The 26,383-nt window shown below is 60.4% G+C and carries 22 protein-coding genes; 9 read left to right on the forward strand and 13 right to left on the reverse strand.

Annotation, left to right across the window (positions count from 1 at the left end; translation table 11 throughout):
- Positions 1-141: 141 nt before the first annotated feature.
- On the reverse strand, positions 142-1,137 hold the full coding sequence (locus A7D21_RS27160) for a D-cysteine desulfhydrase (protein ID WP_069553121.1): 996 nt from the start codon (positions 1,135-1,137) through the stop codon (positions 142-144).
- Positions 1,138-1,304: 167 nt separating this feature from the next.
- Between A7D21_RS27160 and epsC the strand changes: the two genes are divergently transcribed.
- From epsC to mgrA, 4 genes are all read left to right on the forward strand, one after another.
- Positions 1,305-2,231, forward strand: coding sequence for a serine O-acetyltransferase EpsC (gene epsC, locus A7D21_RS27165; RefSeq protein WP_069553122.1), 927 nt, complete (start codon positions 1,305-1,307; stop codon positions 2,229-2,231).
- Positions 2,232-2,636: 405 nt separating this feature from the next.
- Complete coding sequence (gene betT, locus A7D21_RS27170) at positions 2,637-4,598, forward strand: choline transporter BetT (RefSeq protein ID WP_171902645.1); 1,962 nt, start codon at positions 2,637-2,639, stop codon at positions 4,596-4,598.
- 208 nt (positions 4,599-4,806) lie between these two features.
- Complete coding sequence (locus A7D21_RS27175; protein WP_083272245.1) at positions 4,807-6,135, forward strand: OprD family outer membrane porin; 1,329 nt, start codon at positions 4,807-4,809, stop codon at positions 6,133-6,135.
- Between the two features lie 109 nt (positions 6,136-6,244).
- A complete protein-coding gene (gene mgrA / locus A7D21_RS27180) occupies positions 6,245-7,282 on the forward strand; it encodes an L-glyceraldehyde 3-phosphate reductase (protein ID WP_053255735.1) in 1,038 nt (345 codons plus the stop codon).
- 962 nt (positions 7,283-8,244) lie between these two features.
- Here mgrA and tauD read toward each other — a convergent pair.
- The 7 genes from tauD to A7D21_RS27220 form a co-directional block, all read right to left on the reverse strand.
- A complete protein-coding gene (gene tauD, locus A7D21_RS27190) occupies positions 8,245-9,081 on the reverse strand; it encodes a taurine dioxygenase (protein ID WP_069553126.1) in 837 nt (278 codons plus the stop codon).
- A gap of 11 nt (positions 9,082-9,092) precedes the next feature.
- Entirely contained in the window at positions 9,093-9,929 is an 837-nt protein-coding gene (gene tauC / locus A7D21_RS27195; protein WP_069553127.1) for a taurine ABC transporter permease TauC, read from the reverse strand.
- Positions 9,926-10,705 carry a taurine ABC transporter ATP-binding subunit gene (gene tauB / locus A7D21_RS27200; RefSeq protein ID WP_069553128.1) on the reverse strand — a complete coding sequence of 260 codons (780 nt, stop codon included), beginning with the start codon at positions 10,703-10,705 and terminating at the stop codon, positions 9,926-9,928. The genes tauC and tauB overlap by 4 nt, the downstream gene beginning before the upstream one ends.
- 17 nt (positions 10,706-10,722) lie before the next feature.
- Positions 10,723-11,700 carry a taurine ABC transporter substrate-binding protein gene (tauA, locus tag A7D21_RS27205; protein WP_053255741.1) on the reverse strand — a complete coding sequence of 326 codons (978 nt, stop codon included), beginning with the start codon at positions 11,698-11,700 and terminating at the stop codon, positions 10,723-10,725.
- A gap of 263 nt (positions 11,701-11,963) precedes the next feature.
- Positions 11,964-13,547 carry a glutamate--cysteine ligase gene (gene gshA, locus A7D21_RS27210; protein ID WP_069553129.1) on the reverse strand — a complete coding sequence of 528 codons (1,584 nt, stop codon included), beginning with the start codon at positions 13,545-13,547 and terminating at the stop codon, positions 11,964-11,966.
- Between the two features lie 214 nt (positions 13,548-13,761).
- Positions 13,762-14,145, reverse strand: coding sequence for a PaaI family thioesterase (locus A7D21_RS27215; RefSeq protein ID WP_069553130.1), 384 nt, complete (start codon positions 14,143-14,145; stop codon positions 13,762-13,764).
- Positions 14,145-16,469 carry a Tex family protein gene (locus tag A7D21_RS27220; RefSeq protein ID WP_053255744.1) on the reverse strand — a complete coding sequence of 775 codons (2,325 nt, stop codon included), beginning with the start codon at positions 16,467-16,469 and terminating at the stop codon, positions 14,145-14,147. Before A7D21_RS27220 ends, A7D21_RS27215 begins: the two co-directional genes overlap by 1 nt.
- A 356-nt stretch (positions 16,470-16,825) precedes the next feature.
- Here A7D21_RS27220 and ompR point away from each other — a divergent pair, with 356 nt between their 5' ends.
- Positions 16,826-17,566, forward strand: coding sequence for a two-component system response regulator OmpR (ompR, locus tag A7D21_RS27225; protein ID WP_053255745.1), 741 nt, complete (start codon positions 16,826-16,828; stop codon positions 17,564-17,566).
- A gap of 117 nt (positions 17,567-17,683) precedes the next feature.
- A complete protein-coding gene (locus A7D21_RS27230; protein WP_069553131.1) occupies positions 17,684-18,997 on the forward strand; it encodes an ATP-binding protein in 1,314 nt (437 codons plus the stop codon).
- A gap of 79 nt (positions 18,998-19,076) precedes the next feature.
- Here the strand turns inward: A7D21_RS27230 and rimK are convergent, their stop codons facing one another.
- Genes rimK through A7D21_RS27245 form a run of 3 tightly spaced genes read right to left on the reverse strand, consistent with a single transcriptional unit; the run spans position 19,077 to position 21,254 of the window.
- A complete protein-coding gene (gene rimK / locus A7D21_RS27235; protein ID WP_003213178.1) occupies positions 19,077-19,982 on the reverse strand; it encodes a 30S ribosomal protein S6--L-glutamate ligase in 906 nt (301 codons plus the stop codon).
- Positions 19,979-20,443: an ATP-dependent zinc protease gene (locus A7D21_RS27240; RefSeq protein WP_169876466.1), complete on the reverse strand. Its 465-nt coding sequence runs from the start codon at positions 20,441-20,443 to the stop codon at positions 19,979-19,981. Before A7D21_RS27240 ends, rimK begins: the two co-directional genes overlap by 4 nt.
- 31 nt (positions 20,444-20,474) lie before the next feature.
- Positions 20,475-21,254, reverse strand: a complete 780-nt coding sequence (locus A7D21_RS27245) for an EAL domain-containing protein (RefSeq protein WP_069553132.1) — start codon at positions 21,252-21,254, stop codon at positions 20,475-20,477.
- Positions 21,255-21,371: 117 nt separating this feature from the next.
- On the opposite strand from A7D21_RS27245, the gene A7D21_RS27250 reads away from it, so the two are divergent.
- Positions 21,372-21,779, forward strand: a complete 408-nt coding sequence (locus tag A7D21_RS27250; RefSeq protein WP_053255749.1) for an RNA-binding S4 domain-containing protein — start codon at positions 21,372-21,374, stop codon at positions 21,777-21,779.
- An 88-nt stretch (positions 21,780-21,867) separates the two neighbouring features.
- Here the strand turns inward: A7D21_RS27250 and A7D21_RS27255 are convergent, their stop codons facing one another.
- Positions 21,868-22,671, reverse strand: coding sequence for a phosphatase PAP2 family protein (locus A7D21_RS27255; protein WP_069553133.1), 804 nt, complete (start codon positions 22,669-22,671; stop codon positions 21,868-21,870).
- A gap of 103 nt (positions 22,672-22,774) precedes the next feature.
- Between A7D21_RS27255 and hslO the strand changes: the two genes are divergently transcribed.
- Both hslO and A7D21_RS27265 read left to right on the forward strand, forming a co-directional pair.
- Complete coding sequence (gene hslO, locus A7D21_RS27260) at positions 22,775-23,677, forward strand: Hsp33 family molecular chaperone HslO (RefSeq protein WP_053255751.1); 903 nt, start codon at positions 22,775-22,777, stop codon at positions 23,675-23,677.
- A gap of 179 nt (positions 23,678-23,856) precedes the next feature.
- The gene (locus A7D21_RS27265; RefSeq protein WP_069553134.1) at positions 23,857-25,398 is read left to right on the forward strand and encodes a phosphoenolpyruvate carboxykinase; all 1,542 of its coding nucleotides are present in this window, start codon (positions 23,857-23,859) and stop codon (positions 25,396-25,398) included.
- 56 nt (positions 25,399-25,454) lie between these two features.
- On the opposite strand, the gene A7D21_RS27270 is transcribed toward A7D21_RS27265, so the two are convergent.
- Positions 25,455-26,318 carry a DMT family transporter gene (locus A7D21_RS27270; protein ID WP_256556511.1) on the reverse strand — a complete coding sequence of 288 codons (864 nt, stop codon included), beginning with the start codon at positions 26,316-26,318 and terminating at the stop codon, positions 25,455-25,457.
- Positions 26,319-26,383 lie beyond the last annotated feature (65 nt).

The raw sequence follows: 26,383 nt of genomic DNA on the forward strand, positions 1-26,383 counted from the left end.
TGATATTCTATTTAGGAATATCACGCTGATCTAATGTGGGAGCGGGCTTGCCCGCGATAGCGCAGTGTCAGTTTGCAAATATGTCGACTGATACACCGCTATCGCGGGCCAGCCCGCTCCCACCTTTCGATCTGTATTCGTTCAGTTAAACGCGGCGCCATAGGCAAACAACGCCGGCGCCCCACCGGTGTGCAGGAAAATGATCGGACCGTCCTCGAACCGCTGACGCCCGATACCATCGAGCAAGCCGGCCATGGCCTTGCCCGTGTAGACCGGGTCCAGCAGCAGGCCTTCCTGGCTGGCCAATAGCTTGACCGCGGCGAGGGTGCCGGCGTTCGGTTCGCCGTAGCGCGGGCCGAAATATTCGTCCCACAGAATCACGTTGAAGGCTGTGGGAATGTCCACGCCAAGCAACTCGGCGGTGCGTTCGGCCAGGCCTTGTACTTTCGGGCGCTGGGCTTCATCGGTGCGTGACACGGTGACGCCGATCACGGGCAAATTCGGCAGCACTTCACTCAATGCCAGGGCCAGGCCGCTGTGAGTACCTGCGCTGCCCGAGGCGAGGACCACGGCGGAGAATTCAATCCCGCTGTCTTTGATCTGCCCGGCCAGCTCCAGCCCGGCGCGCACATAACCCAAGGCACCCAGGGCATTGGAGCCGCCGATCGGCACCAGGTACGGCTTCTTGCCGTTGCTGCGCAGGCGGGCGGCGAGGGCGTTGAGCTGGTCGTCGGCGTGGTCGAGGTTCTCGACCAATTCGACTTTGGCGTCGAACAGCTCCAGCAACAGGCGATTGCCGTTGCCCAGGTAATTGGGGTCTTCGGTGCCGGTGGGGTTTTCCAGCAGCGCAACGCAACCCAGGCCGAGCCTGGCGGCCAGCGCGGCGGTTTGGCGGACATGGTTGGACTGAATGGCGCCGGCAGTCACCAGCGTGTCGGCACCCTGTGCGAGGGCATCGGCGGCCAGGTATTCAAGTTTGCGCAGCTTGTTGCCGCCCATGGCCAGCGGCGTGGTGTCATCGCGTTTGACGTAGATATCCCTGCCCAGCCAGGTCGACAGCCGCTCAAGTTTTTCGAGGGCAGTGGCGCCGCCCAGCAGTTCCAGGCGGTTAAAGCGGTCGAGCTGTTGTTTGATCATGGCTACGCACAGTGGCTAAGTGATGGGGCGACTATAGGCAGGCACTTTTCAACGGGCAACCCGTCAATCGCTTATGTCGGATAGTTCTTAGTATCACACCATTGGTTCTTAAGGGCGGCCAGGGTCCATACCGTAAAGTGATGGCCATTTCGTCAGGAGTGAATACCGTGAGTGAGCGTTCCAGTCATTGGCAATTGCAGACCATCGTCAGCCAACTGCGCAGCGCCCGGGACCAGTGGCGAACGCGCAATGGCCGCTTGAGTGGCGAGCATGGCGGCCGCGAGTTGCCGTCGCGCGAAGCGGTGGCGCAGATTCTTGAAGCGCTGTGCGGTGCGTTGTTTCCCATGCGCCTGGGGCCGGTGGACCTGCGTGAAGAAAGCGAAGATTTTTACGTCGGCCATACCCTCGACGTCGCCCTGAACGCGTTGCTCGGCCAGGCACGCCTGGAGTTGCGTTATGCCGCTCGCCAAGGCGGCAAAGACGATGCCGAGGTCGACGCATTGGCCATTCGCCTGATCCAGGATTTCGCCCTGGCGTTGCCGTCCCTGCGCGGCCTGTTGGACACCGACGTACTGGCCGCCTATCACGGCGACCCGGCGGCGCGCAGTGTGGATGAAGTGCTGCTGTGCTATCCGGGGATTCTGGCGGTGATTCACCATCGCCTGGCCCACCACCTGTATCGCGCCGGGTTGCCGTTGTTGGCGCGGATCAGCGCGGAAATTGCCCATTCGGCGACCGGTATCGACATTCACCCGGGCGCGCAGATTGGCCCGAGCTTCTTTATCGACCACGGGACGGGCGTGGTGATCGGCGAAACGGCGATCATCGGCGAGCGCGTGCGCATCTACCAGGCCGTGACGCTGGGCGCCAAGCGCTTCCCGGCGGATGAGGATGGCCAGTTGCAGAAGGGCCATCCACGCCATCCGATTGTTGAGGACGATGTGGTGATCTATGCCGGGGCGACGATCCTGGGGCGCATCACCATCGGCAAAGGTTCGACGATTGGCGGCAATGTGTGGCTGACCCGCAGCGTGCCGGCGGGGGCGAACATTACGCAGGCGAATCTGCAGCATGAGGATGGGGCGCAGAAGTAGCGACTGAGCCAGAGCCTGTCACTGAGTCCTGTGGGGGCTGGCTTGCCTGCGATGGCGGTATGTCTGATCCGGCACTATCGCAGGCAAGCCAGCTCCCACAGTGCACGGCATTCCAGCTTTGGGTAAGTTTTCACTCAATAATCGCTGAACGTTTTGCCATCACCAGCCGTCATACCAATCCTTGAGCTAGTGTAGGAACTATCTACCGCTCAGCCTTGCGATTAGTCCAAAACCGCCTATTCATGTTTAACTTGAATGTTCGTTCAAGTTAAATCCGGCGGTTCGCTGCCCGCTCACAACAGGAGGCTTACCTTTGCTGAGTCCGTTATTTACAGCCACATCCCACACCTTCGGGGTGCATCGTTCATGAGTGCATCGTCCACCCCATCCAGCGGCCTGGTGCGCATGAATGCGCCGGTTTTCTACTTTGCCGCAAGCTTTATCCTGCTGTTCGGCATCACTGTCATCGCTATCCCGCAACAGGCCGGGGCCTGGTTGCTGGCGGCGCAAAACTGGGCGGCCAATACGGTCGGCTGGTACTACATGCTGGCGATGACCCTGTATCTGGTCTTCGTGGTGGTCACCGCGCTATCGGGCTACGGCAAGATAAAACTCGGTGCCGACCACGACGAGCCCGAATTCAGTTACCTGTCCTGGGCGGGCATGCTGTTTGCCGCCGGGATCAGCATCACGCTGTTTTTCTTTTGCGTGTCGGAGCCGCTGACGCATCTGGTGCAACCGCCCCAGGGCGCCCCGCTGAACGCCGACGCCGCGCGCCAGGCCATGCAGATCCTGTTTCTGCACTGGGGCCTGCATGGCTGGGGCGTGTTCGCCTTTGTCGGCATGGCCCTGGCGTATTTCGCCTACCGGCATAACCTGCCGCTGGCGCTACGCTCGGCGCTGTACCCGCTGATCGGCAAACGCATCAATGGCCCCATCGGTTACGCGGTGGATGGCTTCGGCATCATCGCCACGGTATTCGGCCTGGGCGCCGACATGGGTTTTGGTGTGCTGCACCTCAACTCAGGCCTGGACTACCTGTTCGGCATTGCCCACACCCAGTGGATCCAGGTCGGCCTGATCACACTGATGATGGGCGCGGCGATCCTCGTCGCCGTTGCTGGCGTGGACAAGAGCGTGCGGGTCATGTCCGACATCAACATGCTGCTGGCCTGTGCGCTGCTGCTGTTTGTGTTGTTCGCCGGGCCCACCCAGCACTTGCTCAACACCCTGATCCAGAACATCGGTGACTACCTCGGCGCGTTGCCGACCAAGAGCTTCGATGTCTACGCCTACGACAAACCCAGCGACTGGCTGGGCGGTTGGACGGTGTTCTACTGGGCCTGGTGGATTGCATGGTCGCCGTTCGTGGGCCTGTTTATCGCACGCATTTCCCGCGGGCGTACCATCCGCGAATTCGTGTTTGGCGTACTGCTGATTCCGTTGGGCTTTACCCTGGCGTGGATGTCGATCTTCGGCAACAGCGCCATCGACCAGGTACTCAACCACGGGATGACCGCCCTCGGCCAGTCGGCCATCGACGACCCGTCGATGAGCCTCTACTTGCTGCTGGAAACCTACCCGTGGAGCAAGACGGTGATCGCCGTCACGGTGTTTATCAGCTTCGTGTTCTTCGTCACCTCGGCCGACTCCGGCACCGTGGTGCTGTCGACCCTGTCGTCCAAAGGCGGCAACGCCGATGAAGACGGGCCGAAGTGGCTGCGTGTGTTCTGGGGCGCAATGACCGCGCTGGTCACCAGTGCCTTGTTGTTTGCCGGCAGTATCGACTCGTTGAAATCCGCGGTGGTACTGACCTCGTTGCCGTTCTCGCTGATCCTGCTGTTGATGATGTGGGGGCTGCACAAGGCGTTCTACCTCGAATCGCAAAAGCAGATCGCCCAGATGCATTCCCTCGCGCCGGTGTCCGGTTCACGCAAGGGCACGGGCGGATGGCGCCAGCGTCTGACCCAGGCCGTGCATTTCCCGTCGCGCGATGAGGTGTACCGTTTCCTTGAAACCACGGTGCGCCCTGCGATCGAAGAAGTGACGGCGGTGTTTGTCGAAAAAGGCCTCAACGTCGTCACCCAGCCCGACCCGTCCAACGACAGCGTCAGCCTGGAAATCGGCCACGGCGAAGAGCATCCGTTCGTGTACCAGGTGCAGATGCGCGGCTATTTCACGCCGTCCTTTGCACGCGGTGGAATGGGCTCCAAGCAGCTCAACAACCGACGCTATTACCGGGCGGAAGTGCACTTGAGCGAGGGCAGCCAGGACTACGACCTGGTGGGCTACACCAAGGAGCAGATCATCAACGACATCCTCGACCAGTACGAGCGTCACCTGCAGTTCCTGCACTTGGTGCGCTAGCAACCTGTGGGAGCGGGTTCGCCCGCTCGCACAAAAAAGCCCGCAAAGCCCCGTCCTACGGGGCTTTCTTAAATTTAATTTCATTCGTTGCAACCGCGCTTTGACGCGTAACTGTCATCTGGCCACTGCGTAATTGTGTGAAGCGTTTGACGCTTTCATTTCAGTACAGTGACGGAGACCGGTAACAATGAAGACGTTAATAAGCCCTATGGTGGGTGCCGCCATGGCGAGCTTTATGCTGTCCGCCCATGCCGATTTTATCGACGACAGCCACGCCGATGTGACCTTGCTCAACCGCTACCTCAACCAGCAAGGGCATGATGTGGTGAACAGCAGCGCCAAGGCCCACAGCGTGCGCGATTGGGGCCAGGGTTTCGAGTTCAACTTCAAGTCCGGCTACACCGAAGGCCCGGTAGGTTTTGGCCTGGACCTGCAAGCGTTCTACGGTTTGAAACTGGATTCCGGTGGCGACCTCAATGACAAGGATCACCAGGGCCGCTACCCCGGCAGCATGTTCCCGCTGGATGACGGCAAGTCGGCTGACCAGTTCGGCGTGCTGAGCCCGACATTCAAAATGCGCTTCGCCAAAGATGAATTGCGCCTCGGCACGCTCTACGGCAACAACCCGGTGCTGGCCAACACCGACGGTCGCTTGTATCAACAGACCAACACCGGTGTGCAACTGGTCTCCAAGGACCTCAGCGACTTCACGTTCACTGGCGGCGATATCTTCAAGACCAAGATCCGCAACGAAACCGGCGACCAGGGGATGATTACCGCAGGTGGCACCAAAGAGAGCGACCGCTTCCTGTTCGGTGGTGCCGATTACACCGGCATACAGAACACCACCGTCAGCCTGTGGTACTCCAACCTTGAGGACTACTACCAGCAGTTCTTCCTCGGCGCCAAGCGTCATGACGCCTTGTCCGTGGGCGCGATCGACACCGACGTCCGTGTGTTCCGCAGCCTGGGTGTGGGCGCCAACGCCGATGGCGATAAAGACTTTGCCGGCGCAGGCCTCTACGGCGATGGCACCAGCAAAGGCCGCATCAACCAAACCACCGCCAGTTTGCTTGAGAGCTACAGCCTGGACGGCCACACCGTTGGCCTCGGTATCCAGAAAAACAGCGGCGACAGCGACTTCCCCTACCTCGACTCCGGCCTGAACAGCGGTGACGCGCGCCAAGGCCCAGGCTCAGGTGCCGACACCCCGGCGCTGACCAACATGCAGTTGAACAAATTCCAGCACGCCGGCGAACGCACGTGGCTGGCCCAATACAAATATGACTTCGGTAAGCTCGGCCTCAACGGCCTGACCTTTTCCGCCGCTTACGCCCATGGCGATGACATCCGCACGGCACAGGGCGATACCAGCGAATGGGAACGCAACATTGCCGTGGCTTACCAAGTACCCACCGGCACCCTCAAAGGCCTGGGCGTTACCTGGAAAAACGCACATGCGAGCCCGGACATTACCGGCGCCACCGTACAAGATGAAAACCGCTTCTATGTCAGCTATGTCGTTCCACTCTGGTAGGAAATTGCTGTAAAACGAAAGGGCAGACTTAAGCGATTCAGCCGCTTAAAAGGCCTGGGAATAGCGTTATTCCCGGGCCTTATTTGCCCTAAGTTCAAGAGAGGATTCGATGACTTATATTGCTGCCGAAAACCGCTATGAATCTATTCCGTATCGCCGCGTAGGCCGCAGTGGACTGGTGCTGCCGGCACTCTCCCTGGGCCTGTGGCACAACTTTGGCGACAGCACCCCGATCGACACCCAGCGCGCCTTGCTGCGTACCGCGTTCGACCTGGGTATCAACCACTTCGACCTGGCCAACAACTACGGCCCGCCCTATGGCAGCGCCGAGATCAACTTCGGCCGCTTGCTGCGTGAAGACTTCAAGCACTACCGCGACGAACTGATCATCTCCAGCAAAGCCGGTTGGGACATGTGGCCCGGCCCCTACGGCCAGGGCGGCGGTTCGCGCAAATACGTGCTGGCGAGCCTGGACCAGAGCCTGCAACGCCTGGGCGTTGACTACGTGGATATTTTTTACTCGCACCGTTTCGACGCCGACACCCCGTTGGAAGAAACCGCCAGCGCTTTGGCCACGGCCGTGCAACAAGGCAAGGCGTTGTACATCGGTATCTCGTCTTATTCCGGCGTGAAAACCCGCGAAATGGCGGCGTTGCTCAAGGAGTGGAAAGTACCGTTGCTGATCCACCAGCCGGCGTACAACCTGCTCAACCGCTGGGTCGAAAAAGACCTGCTGGACACCACCGAGGAACTCGGTGCCGGGGTGATTGCATTCACGCCGCTGGCCCAGGGTTTGCTGACCGACAAGTACCTCAACGGCGTACCGGCCGATGCGCGGGTCAACCGTCCAGGTGGCGGATCGTTGCAGGCCAAGCACTTGTCCGAGGCCAACATCGCCCATGTGCGCGGGTTGAATGAAATCGCCAAGCGCCGTGGCCAGAGCCTGGCGCAACTGGCCCTGGCCTGGACCCTGCGTGACCCACGGGTGACCAGTGCCTTGATTGGTGCGAGTCGGCCGGAGCAGATCATTGAAAACGTCGGTGCGTTGAAGAACCTGAACTTCAGTGCAGAAGAATTGGCGGAGATTGATCGGTTTGCGCAGGAAGGCGGGATCAACCTGTGGGAAAAACCGTCCACTGCTGAATAAGCTGGCACAACCCGGTCAAAAATGTGCGAGCGGGCTTGCCCGCGATGGCGGTGGATCAGTCGATGAATCTGTTGGCTGACACTGCGCTTTCGCGAGCAAGCCCGCTCCCACAGTTTGATCTTCAGTGGGGTCAATTCACTCGTTGGTACGCGGTCAATGTGGGAGCCAGGCTTGCCCGCGACGGCGGTGAATCAGTCGATGAATTTGTTGGCTGACACTGCGCTTTCGCGAGCAAGCCCGCTCCCACAGTTTGATCTTCAGTGTGGTCAATTCACTCGTTGGTACGCGGTCAATGTGGGAGCCGGGCTTGCTCGCGATGGCGGTGAATCAGTCGATGAATCTGTTGGCTGACACTGCGCATTCGCGAGCAAGCCCGCTCCCACAGTTTGATCTTCAGTGGGGTCAATTCACTCGTTAGCACGCGGTCAATGTGGGAGCCGGGCTTGCCCGCGATGGCGGTGAGTCAGTCGATGAATTTGTTGGCTGACACTGCGCTTTCGCGAGCAAGCCCGCTCCCACAGTTTGATCTTCAGTGTGGCCAATTCACCCGCTGGTACGCGGTCAATGTGGGAGCCGGGCTTGCCCGCGATGGCGGTGAATCAGTCGATGAATCTGTTGGCTGACACTCCGCATTCGCGAGCAAGCCCGCTCCCACAGTTTGATCTTCAGTGTGGCCAATTCACTCGTTGGTACGCGGTCAATGTGCGAGCGGGCTTGCTCGCGACGGCGGTGAATCAGTCGATGAATTTGTTGGCTGACACTGCGCATTCGCGAGCAAGCCCGCTCCCACAGTTTGATCTTCAGTGTGGCCAATTCACCCGCTGGTACGCGGTCAATGTGGGAGCCGGGCTTGCCCGCGATGGCGGTGAATCAGTCGATGAATTTGTTGGCTGACACTGCGCTTTCGCGAGCAAGCCCGCTCCCACAGTTTGATCTTCATTGATGCAGAGGTTGTGCCTGGCTTAGAAGGGCACGTCGCCCAGAATCGTGGCGCGATGCATCACCCGCCGCTGCGGCCGGTAGTCATCCACCGCGTAATGCTGGGTCACGCGGTTATCCCAGAACGCCACGTCATTCTCCTGCCAGCGCCAGCGAATGGTGAATTCCGGCCGTGTTGCGTGGGCGAACAGCAGTTTCAACATTGCCTCGCTTTCAGCCGGCTCCAGCTCGTTGATTTTGGTGGTGAAGCCATCACTGACAAACAGCGACTTACGCCCGCTCACCGGGTGTGTACGCACCACCGGGTGCGACAGGGGCGGGTTCTTCTTGCGGGTTGCTTCCCAACGAGCGAAGTCTTCGGCCGTATTACCAAAACGCTCCAGCGGGAAGGATTTAGTGAAATCGTGAGTCGCCGTCAGGCCATCGAGCAGGCGCTTGAGCGGCGCCGACAACGCCTCGTACGCCGCAATGCCGCTGGCCCATAACGTGTCGCCGCCGAACGCCGGCAGCCGCTTGGCGCTGAGCACTGCACCGAGTGCAGGCGTCGGCAGAAAGGTCACGTCGGTGTGCCACACCGCGTTGTCACGCACATCGGTCACCGCGGTGTCGAGGATCAGCACTTCCGGTTGTTCCGGCACGTTGGGGTAGATCGGGTGAATATGCAGGTCACCAAAATGGGCCGCAAAGCGTGCCTGTTGCTGCGGCGTGATGGCGTGGCCGCGGAAGAACAGCACCGAGTGGGTGAGCAACGCCTGTTCGATGGCGTTGCGTTGTTCCGGGCTCAGCGGCTGGGTGATATCGACGCCGCTGATCTGGGCGCCCAGGGCGGTGCTTAATGGCGTAACGGTCAGGCTGCTCATGCTGTTCTCACTTAGTGTGCCTGGCCATGCCAAGGCACCCATTTGCGTTGCAGGGCACGCAGGCCCATTTCCATGGCGAAGGCGATCAGGGCGATTACCAGAATCCCCAGCACCACCACGTCAGTGACCAGGAACTGCGCTGCCGACTGCACCATAAAGCCCAGGCCGCTGGTGGCGGCGATCAACTCGGCGGCGACCAGCGTCGACCAACCCACACCCAGGCCGATGCGCACACCGGTGAGGATGTCGGGCAGGGCGCTCGGCAGGATCACATGGCGAATCAACTGGGCACGGCTCGCACCCAAAGACTGCGCGGCACGCAGCTTGGCCGGGTCGACCGTGCGTACGCCGGTCGCGGTGGCGATGGCGATGGGCGCGAAAATCGCCAGGTAAATCAGCAGCACCTTGGACAGTTCGCCGATGCCGCACCAGATCACAATCAACGGCAGGTAGGCCAACGGCGGAATCGGCCGGTAGAACTCGATCAGCGGGTCGAGAATGCCGCGGGCAATACGGTTGGCGCCGATGGCAATGCCGACCGGCACGGCAGTCAACACTGCAAAGCCCAAGCCCAGGCCGATACGGCTCAAGCTCGCACCCAGGTGCTGCCACAAGGTAGCGTCCATGTAGCCCGTAGTCGCCAGCAGCCAGCCTTTTTGCAACACGGCAGACGGTGGCGGCAGGAACAAGGGCTCGATCAAACCGGTCGCGGTCACGGCCCACCAGATCGCCAGCAAGGCGCCAAGCGTCAGCCCGCTGATCCAGCGTGTGCTCAGCCTGCGGCGTAGCGGGGTAGGCGCGAGAGCCACGGGCTTGGCAGCCGTGGCGGGGAGTTCATAGCTGCTCATGCGGACACCTGCCGTTGGGAGAACACCTTGCCCAGCACGTGCTCACGGGTTTCGATAAAGCGTGGGTCGGACTTGATCGCCCGGGCCGATTCACCGGCGGCGTAGCGTTGGCCGAAGTCCAGGTGCAGGCGTTCGACGATCTGGCCCGGGTTGGGCGCCAACAGGATCAAATCGGTGGCGAGAAAGACCGCTTCTTCGATGTCGTGAGTAATCAGGAATACCGGTTTGGCCGTGCGCCGCCAGACTTGCAGCAGCAACTCCTGCATCTGTTCGCGCGTGAAGGCATCCAGCGCGCCGAAGGGTTCATCCATCAGCAACACGCGAGGGGCGGCCGCCAGGGCACGGGCCAGGCCCACACGCTGCTTCTGGCCACCGGAGAGTTGCCAGATGCGGCGGCTGTCGAAACCGGCCAGGTCGACCAGGGCAAGCATTTCCCGGGCGCGCACTTCACGTTGCGCCTTGGGTACGCCGGCCAGTTCGAGGCCGAAGCCGACGTTGGCCAGCACGTCTTGCCAGGGCAGCAGGGCGTCGTCCTGGAACACCACGCCACGTTCGGCACTGGGGCCTTTGACGGGCACGCCATCGAGGGTGATGCGCCCGGCAGAGGGCTCGACGAAACCGGCAATCAGGTTCAACAGCGAGGTCTTGCCACTGCCGGACGGCCCGAGAGCCACCAGCAATTGCTGGGGCCCCAGGTCGAGTGAAATGTCAGACAGTACCGGTTCTGTGGCGCCTGGGTACTGTGCGCTGATGCGCTCCAGTTGTAGCAAGGCCATCGCAATGAACTCCTGAATCAGTGAGTGATGAACTGGGCGCTGATGTAAGGCGCGTAGTCCGGCAGCACGGCGTCGACCTTGCCTTGTTCCTTGAGGAACGCGGCGGTATCCGTCACGGCTTTGGTGGTCGGTGCGCCCAGCAGCGTCACTTGGTCAGCGGCCAGTGGGTAAACATTGCCTTGCAGCAGCAGTGGGATATCGCTGGCCTTGGCGCCGGAGAGCTTCACCAGTTTGTCGACGTTGCTTTGGTCGGCGAGCCAGGCTTGTGGGTCTTTGCGGTACGCGGCGTAGGCATCCAGCGTGACGTTGGCGAAGGCGCTGACGATTTCCGGGTGCTTTTCGGCGAAGTCTTTACGCACGATCCACGCATCGAAAGTCGGCGCGCCGAACTTGGCCAGTTCGCCGGAAGTGATCAGTACCTTGCCGTTTTCCTTGGCCACACCCAGGGCGGGGTCCCAAACGTAGGTCGCATCGATATCACCGCGCTTCCAGGCGGCGATGATCGCCGGTGGCGCGAGGTTGAGGATGGTGACTTTCGACGGGTCGATGTTCCAGTGCTTGAGCGCGGCCAACAGGCTGTAGTGGCCGGTGGATACGAACGGCACGGCGATTTTTTTGCCGACCAGGTCCTGCGGGCTATTGATCCCCGAACCATTGCGCGCCACCAGGGCTTCGGCGCCACCGATCTGGGTGGCGATGAGGAAGGTTTCCACCGGTACTTTGCGGGTGACGGCAGCGGTCAGCGGGCTGGAACCGAGGTAGCCGATCTGCACGTCGCCGGAGGCGATGGCGGCGATGATGTCGGCGCCATTGTCGAATTTGCGCCAGTCGATCTTGGCGTGGGTGGCTTTTTCATACGCGCCATCGGCCTGGGCGACTTTGGCCGGGTCCACGGTGGTCTGGTAAGCGATGGTCACATCCGCCGCCTGGGCGAACAGGCTGGCACCGGCCAGGGACAACGCCGCCAGGAGGCGGAGAGGGACATGCAGTTTCAAGGGGAAGCTCCTCAATCAGGCGGCCGAGGGTCGGCGTGCGAGGAGACTAAATGATCTAAGAATCCGAAAATAAATAACATTTTCGAATTAGCTTATGAGGAGAAAGGTGAAAGCCGGTCTTCAGTCAAATGAGGGCAAATGTGCGAGGGGCTTGCGCCCGATGGCGGTGGGCCAGTCAATGATCGGTGACTGACGAATTCGCTATCGGGAGCAAGCCCCCTCCCCTATAAAGCCCATTCCCATTAGGGATTGAGCGCGGCTTTTTAGTTGCTGATCGCCAGAATGCTCGCCTGGTACGAGCCGACAAACACATCAAAATCGCCCACTTCGTTCTGCTCCAGCTCCGCCTGTTGCGCCAGCGACGTGCGCGCCAGTTCTTCAAAGCGCGCCTGCTCGGCTGCCGGCAGCGGCTCTTTACGGAAATGCTCGGCATGCACCTCGCTTTGGTGCAGGGAGAACTGCGCAAAGCTCTCTTTGCGCTCGGCCATCGCCGCCAGCACTTGGGCCGAGGGCGTCAGAGAAGGGTCTTTGACCTTCGCCAATTGAGCGTCCAGTGCCTGGCTGTGTTCCTGGATACCGTGGCTCTCGTCAAGCAACGCGGCCAACGGCGCAATCTGCTCCAGCAGCTCCGTGGCCCATTCCTTCATGTCCACGGGCTGGCCTTCACGCTGCAACTGCAGGCCTGGGCGGCGACCTTCCTTGACCACACTGAGGAAGTTGGAGGTGGCATTACCGCACTCGTTGTTGGCGAACAGCGGGCTGTCGTTCAACGCGCAGTACAGCAGGAACGCGTCGAGGAAACGCGACTCCGGCAGGTCGATACCCATCGGCAGGAACGGGTTGATGTCCAGGCAACGCACTTCGATGTACTGAATGCCACGGGCCATCAGTGCCTGAATCGGCCGTTCGCCGGTGTAGGTGACGCGCTTGGGGCGAATGTTGGAGTAGTACTCGTTTTCGATCTGCAGGATGTTGGTGTTGAGCTGAACCCACTCACCGTCCTTATGGGTGCCGACTTCGACGTAAGGTGCGTAGGGCGTTGCCACTGCTTCACGCAGGCTGTCGGTGTAGCTGCTCAGATCGTTGTAGCACGGCGTCAGGCCCGTCTGAGCGTTGCTCTGGTAACCCAGGTCGCTCATGCGCAGGCTGGTGGCGTAGGGCAGGTACAGCGTGTCGGCGTCCAACACTTCCAACTGGTGCGAGCGACCGCGCAGGAAGCCGGCGTCCAGCGCCGGTGAGGCACCAAACAGGTACATCAACAGCCAGCTGTAGCGACGGAAGTTACGGATCAGCGCGATATAGGCGGTGGACTGGTAGTCGCGGTCGGTGCCGACGAAACCTTCGGTTTCCTTGAGCAACGGCCACAACTGTTCCGGCAGCGAGAAGTTGTAGTGGATGCCGGCGATGCACTGCATGGTCTTGCCGTAGCGCAGGGCCAGGCCCTTGCGGTACACGTACTTGAGCTGGCCGATATTCGAGGTGCCGTAGTAGGCAATCGGAATATCTTCCTCGGCCGGCAACGGGCACGGCATCGAAGGGCTCCACAGGTACTCGTTGCCGAGTTTGCTGTAGGCAAAACGATGGATCTTGTCCAGGCTGCTCAGGGTATCGGCCGGGTTGGGCAGGGCGGGAGTGATGAACTCCAGCAGCGACTCCGAGTAGTCGGTGGTGATCAATTCGTTGGTCAACGCAGCGCCCAGGGCTTCAGGGTGCGGCGTTTGTGCCAGGCGACCCTCATCTGTGACGCGCAGGCATTCGCGCTCGATGCCGTGCAAGCACTGCTCTAGCAGGGAGAGGTGTTCGCGCTTGCCGAGCAAGGCCAGGCGGCGGTTGAGAAGTTCGCTCAAGTTGGATTCCTTCACGCGTCAGTCGCCCCAATATGGGGGTGGGCAGGACGGTCTACAAGGGTGAAGTTAAAACTGGCGTTATCGCCTGGTTTTGAGTCGATTTGACCCGCTTTGAAAAAGCCTACTTCACTCCATGAATTGGGCTATAGCGCAGCAAGAAAATTCCGACGATGTTGTCGCAGCGCCGAAATTAACTCAAATCGAGGGCGGGGAGCTATAGGACAGCGAAGGTGCCTTGTGCTTTTGCGACCAGTTTGTCGTCCTGGTACACATCCGCCTCGACCACCAACGTGCGTCGACCGGCGTGAATCACCCGGCTGGTGCACACCACGTCGCCGTCAGACACGGCGCGGATGTAGTTGATTTTGCATTCGATGGTTGCACTCTGCTGATCGAAACCATGGGAACTGGAGCAGGCCAGCCCCATGGTGATATCGACCAAACTGAAAATCGCCCCGCCATGGAGCTTGCCCGCGCGGTTGCGCAGGTGCGGCTCCAGGGTCAGGGCCACCTCGGCAACGCCTTCTTCAAGGCGTTGCAGGCGGCAGCCGATCAGCTCACTGAAGGCGCTCTGGGTCAAACCGGCTGGAATTTCCATCAACGTTTCTTCAACTGCTTGGCATTGGCGAACAGCGACGCCATGGCGTTGTTGCTCGGCGCGGCCGTGGCGGTTTCCTTGCGCGGTGCGTTGTGCTGCGACTGGCGCGGCGCCGAGCCAGGACGTGCACCACGGGCTCCGTCGATTTTCTCGCCGGGGGTGTCGCTCATGCGCATCGACAGGCCGACGCGTTTGCGTGGGATATCGACTTCCATGACCTTGACCTTCACCACGTCACCGGCTTTCACGGCTTCACGAGGGTCCTTGATGAACTTCTCCGAAAGCGCGGAGATATGCACCAAACCGTCCTGATGCACGCCGATGTCCACAAAGGCACCGAAGTTGGTCACGTTGGTCACCACACCTTCGAGGATCATGCCCAGTTGCAAGTCCTTGAGGTCTTCGACGCCGTCCTGGAACTCGGCCGTCTTGAACTCGGGACGCGGGTCGCGGCCCGGTTTTTCCAGCTCTTGCAGGATGTCGGTGATGGTCGGCACACCGAAGGTTTCGTCGGTGTACTTCTTCGGGTCCAGGCGCTTGAGGAACGCGGCGTCGCCGATCAGCGAGCGGATGTCGCGGTCGGTCTCGGCGGCAATACGTTGCACCAGCGGGTAGGCTTCCGGGTGAACCGCGGAGGCATCCAGCGGGTTATCACCGTTCATTACACGCAGGAAGCCTGCGGCCTGCTCGAAGGTTTTTTCGCCCAGGCGTGCGACTTTTTTCAGTGCCGCACGGGTTTTGAACGCGCCATTCTCGTCGCGGTGGGTGACGATGTTCTGCGCCAGGGTGGCGTTAAGGCCGGAGATGCGCGCCAGCAGCGCCACGGAGGCAGTGTTCACGTCCACGCCCACGGCGTTTACGCAGTCTTCCACCACCGCATCCAGGCCGCGTGCGAGTTTCAGCTGCGATACGTCGTGCTGGTACTGGCCGACACCGATGGATTTAGGGTCGATTTTCACCAACTCGGCCAACGGGTCTTGCAGGCGGCGAGCAATGGAGACCGCGCCACGGATCGACACGTCGAGGTCCGGGAATTCCTTGGAGGCCAGTTCCGAGGCCGAGTACACCGAAGCACCGGCCTCGGAGACCATGACTTTGGTCATCTTCATGGCTGGGTATTTTTTGATCAGCTCGGCGGCCAACTTGTCGGTTTCACGGCTGGCGGTGCCGTTGCCGATGGCGATCAGGTCCACGGCGTGCTTGGCGCACAGCGCGGCGAGGATCGCCAGGGTCTGGTCCCACTTGTTGTGCGGCACATGCGGGTACACGGTGGCGTGGTCCAGCAGCTTGCCCGTGGAGTCGACCACGGCAACCTTGCAACCGGTACGCAGGCCTGGGTCGAGGCCCAGTGTGGCGCGCGGGCCGGCCGGTGCGGCCAGCAGCAGGTCGTGCAGGTTGTGGGCGAACACGTTGATCGCTTCGGTTTCGGCGCCGTCGCGCAGTTCGCCGAGCAGGTCGGTTTCCAGGTGAGTGTAGAGCTTGACCTTCCAGGTCCAGCGCACGACTTCACTGAGCCACTTGTCCGCAGGACGGTTTTGATTCTGGATGCCGAATTGTTGACCGATCATGCCTTCGCACGGGTGCATGGTGCCCGGCAGCTCGTCGCCGACTTTCAGCGCGGAGCTGAGAATGCCTTCGTTGCGACCTCGGAAAATCGCGAGTGCGCGGTGGGATGGCATACTTTTCAGCGGTTCATCGTGCTCGAAGTAATCGCGGAACTTGGCGCCTTCTTCCTCTTTGCCGGCGATGACGCGGGCGCTGAGGATGGCTTCCTGCTTGAGGTAGGCGCGCAGTTTTTCCAACAGGCTGGCGTTTTCGGCGAAACGCTCCATCAAGATGTACTTGGCGCCTTCGAGGGCGGCCTTGACGTCGGCGACGCCTTTTTCGGCGTCGATAAAGCGCGCGGCTTCAGTTTCCGGGGTCAGCGACGGGTCATTGAACAGGCCGTCAGCCAGGTCGCCCAGGCCGGCTTCCAGGGCGATCTGGCCCTTGGTGCGGCGTTTCTGTTTGTACGGCAGGTAAAGGTCTTCGAGGCGGGTCTTGGTGTCGGCGAGCTTGATGTCGCGCTCCAATTGCGGCGTCAACTTGCCCTGCTCCTCGATGCTGGCGAGGATGCTGATGCGCCGTTCGTCGAGTTCTCGCAGGTAGCGCAGGCGCTCTTCCAGGTGACGCAACTGGGTGTCGTCGAGGCTGCCGGTCACTTCTTTACGGTAACGGGCGATGAAAGGCACCGTGGAGCCTTCATCCAGTAGAGCGACGGCCGCTTCGACCTGTTGTGGGCGTACACCGAGTTCCTCGGCAATGCGGCTGTTGATGCTGTCCATAAAACCACCTGAAATTCTGAAAGCAGCTCGCAGGCCCGGAAAACAAGGCGTTGCGAGGCTGGTTGAGCGGCGCTATCGGCGCCGCTGCCTGGGTCGATAGGCTGCCTATTGACCCGCGAAATCGGGAAATTGCTGCCCGCCGCTGAAAAAACTGCTGAGGCAGTAAACAGTAAAGTCTGACAGTGCCCTGCACGAAGGCGCCGCATTATAACCAGCGTTCTGCCCTTGGGGGGTACTGCACCGGTGGTTGTAGGACGCGGGTTCGCTGGCGGTGGAGGAAAAATCTGCTAACAATGCACACGGTGCGTATAACGGCAGCTACGCCATAATGCGCGCCGAGATAAGAGGAGCATCTAATGAGCAGCACTGCACAAACTGCTGAAGGCGAAAAAATTCTCATCGTTGATGACGATCCGGGGCTGAGCAGCCTGCTGGAGCGTTTTTTCAACTCCAAGGGCTACCGTGCACGCGCGGTGCCGAACACCGAGCAGATGGACCGCCTGTTGGGGCGCGAAGTCTTCAATCTGGTCGTGCTCGACCTGATGTTGCCCGGCGAAGACGGCCTCACCGCCTGCAAGCGCCTGCGCGGTGCGAACAACCAGATTCCAATCATCATGCTCACCGCCAAGGGCGATGAGCTGAGCCGCATCAAGGGCCTCGAACTGGGCGCTGATGACTACCTGGCCAAGCCGTTCAACCCTGACGAGTTGATGGCCCGGGTCAAAGCCGTACTCCGTCGCCAGGCAGCTCCGGTTCCTGGTGCGCCGGGCAGCGAAGACGAAAGCGTCACCTTTGGCGACTACGAACTGTCGCTGGCGACGCGTGAGCTCAAGCGTGGCGAAGAAGTGCACATGCTCACCACCGGTGAATTCGCTGTGCTCAAGGCCCTGGTGATGAATGCTCGCCAGCCGCTGACCCGCGACAAGCTGATGAACCTGGCCCGTGGCCGTGAGTGGGACGCCCTGGAGCGCTCCATCGACGTGCAGATCTCCCGTCTGCGCCGGATGATCGAGCCGGACCCGTCCAAGCCACGGTATATCCAGACCGTGTGGGGCGTGGGTTATGTGTTTGTGCCGGATGGCACTGCAACCAAGTGACCGATGATTTGCAGGGGCGGGCATCCTGGCGTTTGACTCCATGAGGGTCGACGGGATGCCCGGCGTCTGCAATTCTGCGAGCGCCGCTCGTTCTTGCAAGGTGTCTAGCTGTCTCCTATGAAAACCCCGCTGTGGTTCCCACAAAGTTTCTTCTCCCGCACCCTTTGGCTGGTGCTGATCGTCGTTCTGTTTTCCAAGGCACTGACGCTGGTTTATCTGTTGATGAACGAAGACGTGCTGGTCGATCGACAATACAGCCACGGTGTTGCCCTGACACTGCGCGCCTATTGGGCTGCCGACCCCGAAAACCGCGAGAAGATCGCCAAGGCCGCCACCTTGGTTCGCGTCGCCGGAGCCGGTGTGCCGGAAGGCGAGCAGCATTGGCCCTACAGTGAGATTTACCAACGCCAGATGCAGGCCGAACTGGGTGAAGACACCGAAGTGCGGTTGCGTATGCATGTGTCACCGGCGTTATGGGTGCGCGCGCCAAGCCTGGGGCAGGATTGGCTGAAAGTGCCGCTGTACCCGCATCCATTGCGAGGGCAGAAGATCTGGAACGTGCTGGGCTGGTTCCTGGCGATCGGCTTGCTTTCAACGGCGTCCGCGTGGATTTTCGTGCGCCAGCTTAACCAACCCCTCAAACGCCTGGTATTTGCCGCTCGCCAACTGGGACAAGGGCGCAGCGTGCGCCTGCCGATCAGCGACACGCCCAGTGAGATGACCGAGGTGTACGGCGCGTTCAATCAGATGGCCGAAGATGTCGAACAGGCCGGCCGCGAACGCGAGCTGATGCTGGCGGGCGTGTCACATGACCTGCGCACACCGCTGACGCGCTTGCGCCTGTCCCTGGAATTGATGGGCAATCATTCCGACCTGACCGATGACATGGTGCGCGATATCGAGGACATGGACGCGATTCTTGACCAGTTCCTCGCGTTTATCCGCGATGGCCGTGATGAGGTGGTGGAAGAAGTCGACTTGACGGAACTGGTGCGTGAAGTGGTGGCGCCCTACAACCAGAACGGTGAGCAGGTGTGCATGCGCCTGGAGCCGATCCAGCCGTTTGCGCTGCGTCGCATTTCAATGAAGCGTCTGCTGAACAACTTGATCGGCAACGCTTTGCATCACGCCGGTTCGGGTGTCGAAGTGGCCGCGTATGTGTCCGGCGACAGCACCGCGCCTTATGTGGTGTTGAGTGTGATGGACCGAGGTACGGGGATCGACCCAGCGGAACTGGAAGGTATTTTCAACCCGTTCACCCGTGGCGACCGTGCCCGGGGTGGTAAAGGTACGGGGTTGGGGTTGGCGATTGTGCGTCGAATTGCGTCGATGCACGGCGGCAATGTTGAACTGCGCAACCGGGAAGAGGGTGGCCTGGAGGCGCGGGTGCGGTTGCCGCTTGGCCTGATGCTGCCAAGAGACGCGGTCTGACAAACAACTCGAATCAAATGTGGGAGCAGGCACGCCAGCTCCCACCTTGTTTTTAACGCCTGCCAAAGTTTGCTGCGTATCAGCCCTTACCCTTGGTCCGCGTCATATTCGGGCCACCACTCTTCTCCAGATGCTGAATGATGATCCCCGCCACATCCTTTCCGGTGGTGGTCTCGATCCCCTCCAGGCCCGGCGATGAATTCACTTCCATCACCAATGGCCCGTGGTTGGAGCGCAAGATATCCACGCCCGCTACGCTCAACCCCATCACCTTGGCTGCCCGCAGCGCAGTCATGCGTTCTTCCGGGGTGATCTTGATCAGGCTGGCACTGCCGCCACGGTGCAGGTTGGAACGGAATTCGCCTGGCTTGGCCTGGCGCTTCATCGCTGCAATCACCTTGTCGCCCACCACGAAGCAACGGATATCCGCACCGCCGGCTTCCTTGATGTATTCCTGGACCATGATGTTCTGTTTGAGGCCCATGAACGCCTCGATCACCGACTCGGCAGCAGTGGCGGTTTCGCACAGCACCACGCCGATGCCCTGGGTGCCTTCGAGCACCTTGATCACCAGCGGCGCACCGTTGACCATCTCGATCAGGTCGGGGATGTCATCGGGAGAGTGGGCAAAGCCGGTCACCGGCAGGCCGATGCCGCGACGCGACAGCAACTGCAGCGAGCGCAGCTTGTCCCGCGAGCGGGCGATGGCCACCGATTCATTGAGGGGAGACACCCCCATCATTTCGAACTGGCGCAACACCGCGCAGCCATAGAACGTCACCGACGCGCCGATCCGTGGGATCACCGCATCGAAACCTTCCAGTGGCTTGCCCCGGTAGTGGATCTGCGGTTTGTGGCTGGCAATGTTCATATAGGCACGCAACGTGTCGATCACCACCATTTCATGGCCACGTTCGGTGCCGGCCTCGACCAGGCGGCGGGTGGAATACAGACGCGGGTTTCGCGACAGCACAGCAATCTTCATGCAGCACCTGGGGCAGAAATAGTAGAGACCGGGAACACCGGCTTGTCTTGAACGTACTTGACGCCGGGGTTGACCACCAACTGGCCGTCAATCAGCGCCTTGGAGCCCAGCAGCAGGCGGTAACGCATGGCCTTGCGGCAGGCGAGGGTAAACTCCACCCGCCACACCCGGTCACCCATCGCCAGGGTGGTGCTGATCACATAGCGCACCTGTGCGTGGCCGTTGGAGCTCTTGATGGTTTTCATCGTCACCAGCGGCGCCTCGCAACGACGGTGACGCAATTGCACCACGCTGCCCAAGTGCGCGGTAAAGCGCACCCACTTCTCTCCGTCGCGCTCAAACGGCTCGATATCGGTAGCGTGCAGGCTCGAGGTGCTGGCACCGGTATCGATCTTCGCGCGCAGGCCAGCCACTCCCAAGTCGGGAAGCGCCACCCACTCACGCAGACCAACAACGGTCAAATGGTCAAATGTCTTCAATATGGGTAACCGGTCAGTTCGCCCAGGCCTTGGGTGAAACCTCGGCCAGGGCTTTGAATGCAGGCTTGGCGAACCAATAACCCTGCATCAGAAATATTCCGCAGTCGGACAGAAAGTCACGCTCGCTGGCACTTTCGATGCCTTCGGCAATGACAGTAACGCCCAACTGCTCACAGATTGTGACAATCCCCTGGACGATTACCTGGCGGACACGATCCTGGTCGACATCGCGAATCAGCGCCATGTCGAGTTTGATCAAGTCAGGTTGGAAATCAGCCAGCAGGTTCAGCCCCGAATAGCCCGCACCGAAATCGTCGATGGCGGTCTTGAAGCCGAATTCGCGGTATTCACGCAGAATATTGGTCAAATGGCGATAGTTATCTACGTGCTCGCTTTCCAGTGTTTCGAAAATCAGCTGATTCAGCGGAAAGTTATGCGCGCGGGCCGCCTCAAGGGTGCTGCGAATACACAGCTCCGGTCGGTAAACGGCATTGGGCATGAAGTTGATCGAAAGATGGGTTTGCATGCCCAGGGCGGAGGCACCGGCAATCGCCTGGGTGCGGCAGCGTTGGTCGAAGCGATAACGGTTGTTTTTGTTGACCTGACTCAGCACTGATAACGCCCCTTCCCCGTTGGGGCCTCGCACTAAGGCTTCATGGGCGAAGATCGAATGGTCCCGAAGGTCTACGATAGGCTGATAGGCGAACGAAAAATCAAAACCCAGGGGTTCGCTTTGCTGGCAGCCCACGCAAGTCTGGTTGGGCGAGGTGAGTGAAGCAGGAAAATCGGTCACGGCGTATCCTCGCGAAAACAGGGTGGGTGCCTGGCGTATCTTAGGTGAGCGTTGGGGTTTATGCGTCGAAGCACTTCAACGGTAAAGTTGCGACATTTTTCAAAGCGAGGAATTCAAGTGGCTCAAAAGCAGGAAGAGGAAGAAAAGGTCCGTTTGGACAAGTGGCTGTGGGCCGCGCGTTTCTTTAAAACCCGTGCCTTGGCCAAGGCCGCCATTGAGAGTGGCAAGGTGCACCATCGCGGTGAGCGCTGCAAGCCGGGCAAGGAACCGCGCGTCGGTGATGAACTGCAGATTCGTGCGGGGTTTGATGAAAAGACCGTCGTCGTGCAGGCCCTGTCCGTGGTGCGCCGTGGGGCACCCGAAGCGCAGGCGCTTTACACGGAGACCGAAGCCAGCATTGCCAAGCGCGAAAACGCCGCGGCCATGCGCAAGGCCGGAGCGACCGGCATGACCACCGATGGCAAACCGAGCAAGAAGCAGCGTCGCGATTTGTTCAAGTTTCGCGGCAGCGGCAATGATGATTGATTGCGAATCTCCAGCAACATGGCGATCAACTGTGCGCGCTGACTCTCCGCTATCGCGGACAAGCCAGCGCCCACCTGAATCGACTGCTTCAAGCGGCTGTGCGTATGACGCTCAATCGCCCGACCACTGGCAGCTTGCCCAGTAAGCCGAAGACCGGCGCCGTCAGCCGCAACAAAGCCCCCGACACCTTCGCAGCAAACGGCGTGTAATACCCCCAGCCCAGCGCCAACAACGCCAGCAGCATGCCGCCGATGTAATCGTCCTGTCCCCAATGCGCGCCCGCCACCAATCGCGGCATCATGAACAACAGCGCGAGGCCCCAAATCACCAGCACCTGGCTGATGCGCTTGGCAAACACCGTCATGAACAGCCCCCAGATCAACAGCACTGAAGCATGATCACCCGGGAAGCTCTGGCTGGAACGGTCCTTCAGCTCCCAGGTTTTCTCCAGGCCGGGGAAATAATCACTCATATGAATCGCGCCAGCGATCACCATCGACGGGCTGCTGTGCTGCCAGCCCATCTGCGCCGCCAGTTTGGAAAAGAGCATGCGGATAAACAGCAACAGCAGCAAAATGCCGAAAAAGCCAAAAAACGCCTGGCGGACTTGAACGGCCTTGAACACCCAGTCGCCACGTATCAGTAGCATCAGCAAAATCACCCCGACGACCGCGTCAAATGGCCGCAAACTGGCCACAGCCCACACATGCAACCACACTGGGTTGCTGGCCAGCGGGTCGTTGAACAGATGAAACAGCCATTCGTCGAATAGCACACACAGCATCTGGCCCGTGGGCCACAGCCAAAAAACCAGCAGCCCGATAGCGAGTAGATTGCAAAAGGCCCACCCCCCGAGGTTCCACTTGGCTTGGAACAAACCCGGATTGTTCATAAACTGTCCCCCACTGCTCTAGAAAACCGCACCAAAATGGTGCTAAAGCGTCTAATTCTATAAACCTTGTAATTAATTTGTCATCAATTCAGATACCAGACCTATGACTGATCTACCGGATACCGACTTCACCCAACGCTTCATCTTCGACGAGAACGACGCCCGCGGCGAACTGGTCTCGCTGGAGCGCAGCTACGCCGAAGTCCTCGCCAAGCACCCCTATCCGGAGCCGGTCGCGCAACTGCTCGGGGAGTTGATGGCGGCGGCGTCGCTGCTGGTGGGCACCATGAAGTTCGACGGTTTGTTGATTCTGCAGGCGCGCTCCGAAGGCCCGGTGCCGATGCTGATGATCGAATGTTCCAGCGAGCGTGAGATCCGTGGCCTGGCCCGTTACGACGCCGACTTGATCGCGCCGGACGCGACCCTGTCCGACCTGATGGCCAACGGCGTGCTGGCGATCACTGTTGACCCGACGGAAGGCCAGCGTTACCAGGGCATTGTCGATCTCGACGGCGAGACCCTGTCGGACTGCTTCACCAACTATTTTGTGATGTCCCAGCAAGTCGGCACCAAGTTCTGGCTCAATGCCGACGGCAAACGCGCCCGTGGCCTGTTGCTGCAGCAACTGCCGGCCGACCGCATCAAGGACGACGATGAACGCACCGACAGCTGGCGCAAGCTCACGGCCCTGGCCGGTACCCTGACCGCTGAAGAGCTGCTGGGCCTGGACAACGAAACCATCCTGCACCGCCTCTATCACGAAGAGGCCGTGCGCCTGTTCGACGCACAGGGCCTGCGCTTCCGTTGCAGCTGTTCCCGTGAGCGCTCGGCCAATGCCTTGGTCAGTCTCGGCCTGGAAGATGCGCAGAATCTGGTGGTGGAGCACGGCGGCAATATTGAGATCGACTGCCAGTTCTGCAACCAGCGCTACCTGTTCGATGCCGCCGATGTCGCCCAATTATTCGCTGGGGCAGGCATCGAGACCCCTTCTGACACCCGCCACTAAAACGTTTAAGCACAGGTAAATCACCTGACAAACGCCGGATTAGCGCAGTTCTGACGGGAGGGCCCTACTTTTTTTGGGCTTTTCTGGCATAATCCGGCCCACTTTTTTCGCGGTAGTAGTGCGCAACTTTCTACTACAAAACGTTTGGAGCACTCGGCCATAGGCCGACGGGGAACCTCATGACGCAAGCCAATAACGCCGTATACACCGATCTGAGTGTTGACGATCTGGTTAAAGAAGCCCTGCAGCGCGGTGAAGGCGTGCTTGCCGATACTGGCGCACTGGTCGTAGAAACCGGTCATCGTACCGGCCGTTCTCCGGTCGACCGTTTCATCGTTGAAGAGCCTTCCACCCAGGACGCAATCGCCTGGGGCCCGATCAACCGCAAGTTCCCGGCCGACAAGTTCGATGCCCTGTGGGCTCGCGTCGAGGCCTTCAACAATGCGCAAGAGCATTTTGTTTCCCACGTTCACGTAGGGGCTGCAGAAGACCACTACCTGGCCGTGAAAATGACCACCCAGACTGCCTGGCAGAACCTGTTCGGTCGTTGCCTGTTCATCAACCCGGCCCAGTACAACCCGGCCGGTCGTGATGAGTGGCAAGTGCTTAACGTGGCCAACTTCGAGTGCGTGCCAGAGCGTGATGGCACCAACTCCGACGGTTGCGTCATCCTCAACTTCGCCCAGAAGAAAGTGCTGATCGCCGGCATGCGTTACGCCGGTGAAATGAAAAAAGCCATGTTCTCGGTGCAGAACTTCCTGCTGCCGGCCGCCGACGTGCTGCCAATGCACTGCGCCGCCAACATCGGCGAAGCAGGCGACGTGACCCTGTTCTTCGGTCTGTCGGGCACCGGTAAAACCACCCTGTCGGCCGACGAAAGCCGTTACCTGATCGGTGACGACGAACACGGCTGGGGCGAAGGCGTAGTGTTCAACATCGAAGGCGGTTGCTATGCCAAGTGCATCGACCTCTCCGAGAAGAACGAGCCGGTCATCTGGAAAGCCATCAAGCACGGCGCCGTGCTGGAAAACGTTGTGATCGACGAGGCCAAGCACGCCGACTACACCGATGTCAGCCTGACCCAGAACAGCCGCGCCGCCTACCCGCTGGAACACGTTGCCAAGCGTTCCGAGAAGAACCTGGGCGGCGAGCCAAACGCGGTCATCTTCCTGACCTGCGACCTGACCGGCGTACTGCCGCCCGTGTCGATCCTCAGCGAAGAACAAGCGGCTTATCACTTCCTGTCCGGCTACACCGCACTGGTGGGCTCGACTGAAATGGGTTCCGGCAGCGGCATCAAGTCGACGTTCTCCACCTGCTTCGGCGCGCCGTTCTTCCCACGCCCGGCTGGCGAATACGCTGAGCTGCTGATCAAGCGTATCCGTGGCTTCGGCTCCAAGGTTTACCTGGTCAACACCGGCTGGACCGGCGGTGGCTATGGCGTCGGCAAGCGCTTCAACATCCCGACCACGCGCGGCGTTATCGCAGCGATCCAGAGCGGCGCGTTGATCGGTGCTGAAACCGAACACCTCGATACCATCAACCTCGACGTGCCATTGGCTGTGCCGGGCGTTGAGACTGGCCTGTTGAACCCACGCAACACCTGGGCCGACAAAGCGGCCTACGACGAAGCAGCGAAAGCGCTGGCGGGTCTGTTCACCGAGAACTTCAAGAAGTTTGACGTGAGCGATGCGATCAAGGCGGCTGGGCCTCAGTTGTAAGGTTCGCTTGTTGTAAAAAAACCGCCCCTCGTGGGCGGTTTTTTTATGCGCAAGCGTTAGTCGGCGAGGTGCAAAACCACCGCCCCGACCAGCACCAACGCTACGCCCACGACCTGCACCGCTGACAACCGCTCCTTGAAAAACACAAACCCCAGGATCGCCGCGATCCCGCCCGACAACGTGCTGATCACCGTCACTACCGACACCGACCCCGCCATCGCCCCCCACGAAAATGCCGAGAACCCGCCCAGGTTCATCAAACTCGCGCCGGTCAACGTGGCGCAGTTTTTCAGTGGCGGAATCTTCAGGCCGTTTTTGATCTTCAGCACCATCACCACCAGCACGCACAACCCCACCAAATAACCCAGCCACAACATGGTAATCGGCCCCAGCGCGGGCAATGTGTAGCGGCCTTGCAACCAGAAACTGGTGCCGTACAGCGTTGCTGCGAGCATGGCGTAGGCGATGGACTGGCGTGGGTTGTTATGGGGCACGCCGTTGTCCTTGTGAAGGCTGGAGAGGATTACGCCGAGGACGCATAAGCCGATGCAACCGAGCTGGATCAGGCTGATGTGTTCGCCGCTGGCCCAGGACAGCAGCGTGGTGACCACGCCGTAGGAGGTCACCAGTGGCGCGACGATGGCGGCTTTGCCCAGGGCGAAGGCCTTGGACAGCGCAAGCGCCCCGGAGACGGTGAGCAGGGCGGCGGCAATGCCCAGCAGCCAGACGCTCAACGGGGCATTCAGGGACTTGAACAGGAACACCGGGAAGATGACCAGCAACAGGGTCATGATCAGGAAACCGAGGGCCTGGCCGAAGTACACCGCGCGTTTGACGCCGACGGCGCGCGCGTTGAGACCCACGAGAAAATCCGTGCCGCCCCAGAGCAGGGCGGCCAGCAGGCCCATTATTACGTCCATGTAAGGTCCTTGTTATGTAAGCGATTCGCCAGGTTAGCGCATAACCCATGTGGGAGCGGGCTTGG

The organism is Pseudomonas sp. AP19 (genome assembly GCF_001728855.1).
GTDB classification, from domain to species: Bacteria; Pseudomonadota; Gammaproteobacteria; order Pseudomonadales; family Pseudomonadaceae; genus Aquipseudomonas; species Aquipseudomonas fluorescens.

Coding starts and splice junctions, on each gene's coding strand:
- A7D21_RS27160 (WP_069553121.1), bottom strand. CDS start 1,137: ATGATCAAACAACAGCTCGACCGCTTTAACCGCCTGGAACTGCTGGGC.
- A7D21_RS27175 (WP_083272245.1), top strand. CDS start 4,807: ATGGTGGGTGCCGCCATGGCGAGCTTTATGCTGTCCGCCCATGCCGAT.
- rimK (WP_003213178.1), bottom strand. CDS start 19,982: ATGAAGATTGCTGTGCTGTCGCGAAACCCGCGTCTGTATTCCACCCGC.
- tauB (WP_069553128.1), bottom strand. CDS start 10,705: ATGGCCTTGCTACAACTGGAGCGCATCAGCGCACAGTACCCAGGCGCC.
- A7D21_RS27255 (WP_069553133.1), bottom strand. CDS start 22,671: ATGAACAATCCGGGTTTGTTCCAAGCCAAGTGGAACCTCGGGGGGTGG.
- A7D21_RS27265 (WP_069553134.1), top strand. CDS start 23,857: ATGACGCAAGCCAATAACGCCGTATACACCGATCTGAGTGTTGACGAT.
- tauC (WP_069553127.1), bottom strand. CDS start 9,929: ATGAGCAGCTATGAACTCCCCGCCACGGCTGCCAAGCCCGTGGCTCTC.
- ompR (WP_053255745.1), top strand. CDS start 16,826: ATGAGCAGCACTGCACAAACTGCTGAAGGCGAAAAAATTCTCATCGTT.
- A7D21_RS27270 (WP_256556511.1), bottom strand. CDS start 26,318: ATGGACGTAATAATGGGCCTGCTGGCCGCCCTGCTCTGGGGCGGCACG.
- hslO (WP_053255751.1), top strand. CDS start 22,775: ATGACTGATCTACCGGATACCGACTTCACCCAACGCTTCATCTTCGAC.
- A7D21_RS27220 (WP_053255744.1), bottom strand. CDS start 16,469: ATGGACAGCATCAACAGCCGCATTGCCGAGGAACTCGGTGTACGCCCA.
- tauD (WP_069553126.1), bottom strand. CDS start 9,081: ATGAGCAGCCTGACCGTTACGCCATTAAGCACCGCCCTGGGCGCCCAG.
- betT (WP_171902645.1), top strand. CDS start 2,637: ATGAATGCGCCGGTTTTCTACTTTGCCGCAAGCTTTATCCTGCTGTTC.
- A7D21_RS27230 (WP_069553131.1), top strand. CDS start 17,684: ATGAAAACCCCGCTGTGGTTCCCACAAAGTTTCTTCTCCCGCACCCTT.
- mgrA (WP_053255735.1), top strand. CDS start 6,245: ATGACTTATATTGCTGCCGAAAACCGCTATGAATCTATTCCGTATCGC.
- A7D21_RS27215 (WP_069553130.1), bottom strand. CDS start 14,145: ATGGAAATTCCAGCCGGTTTGACCCAGAGCGCCTTCAGTGAGCTGATC.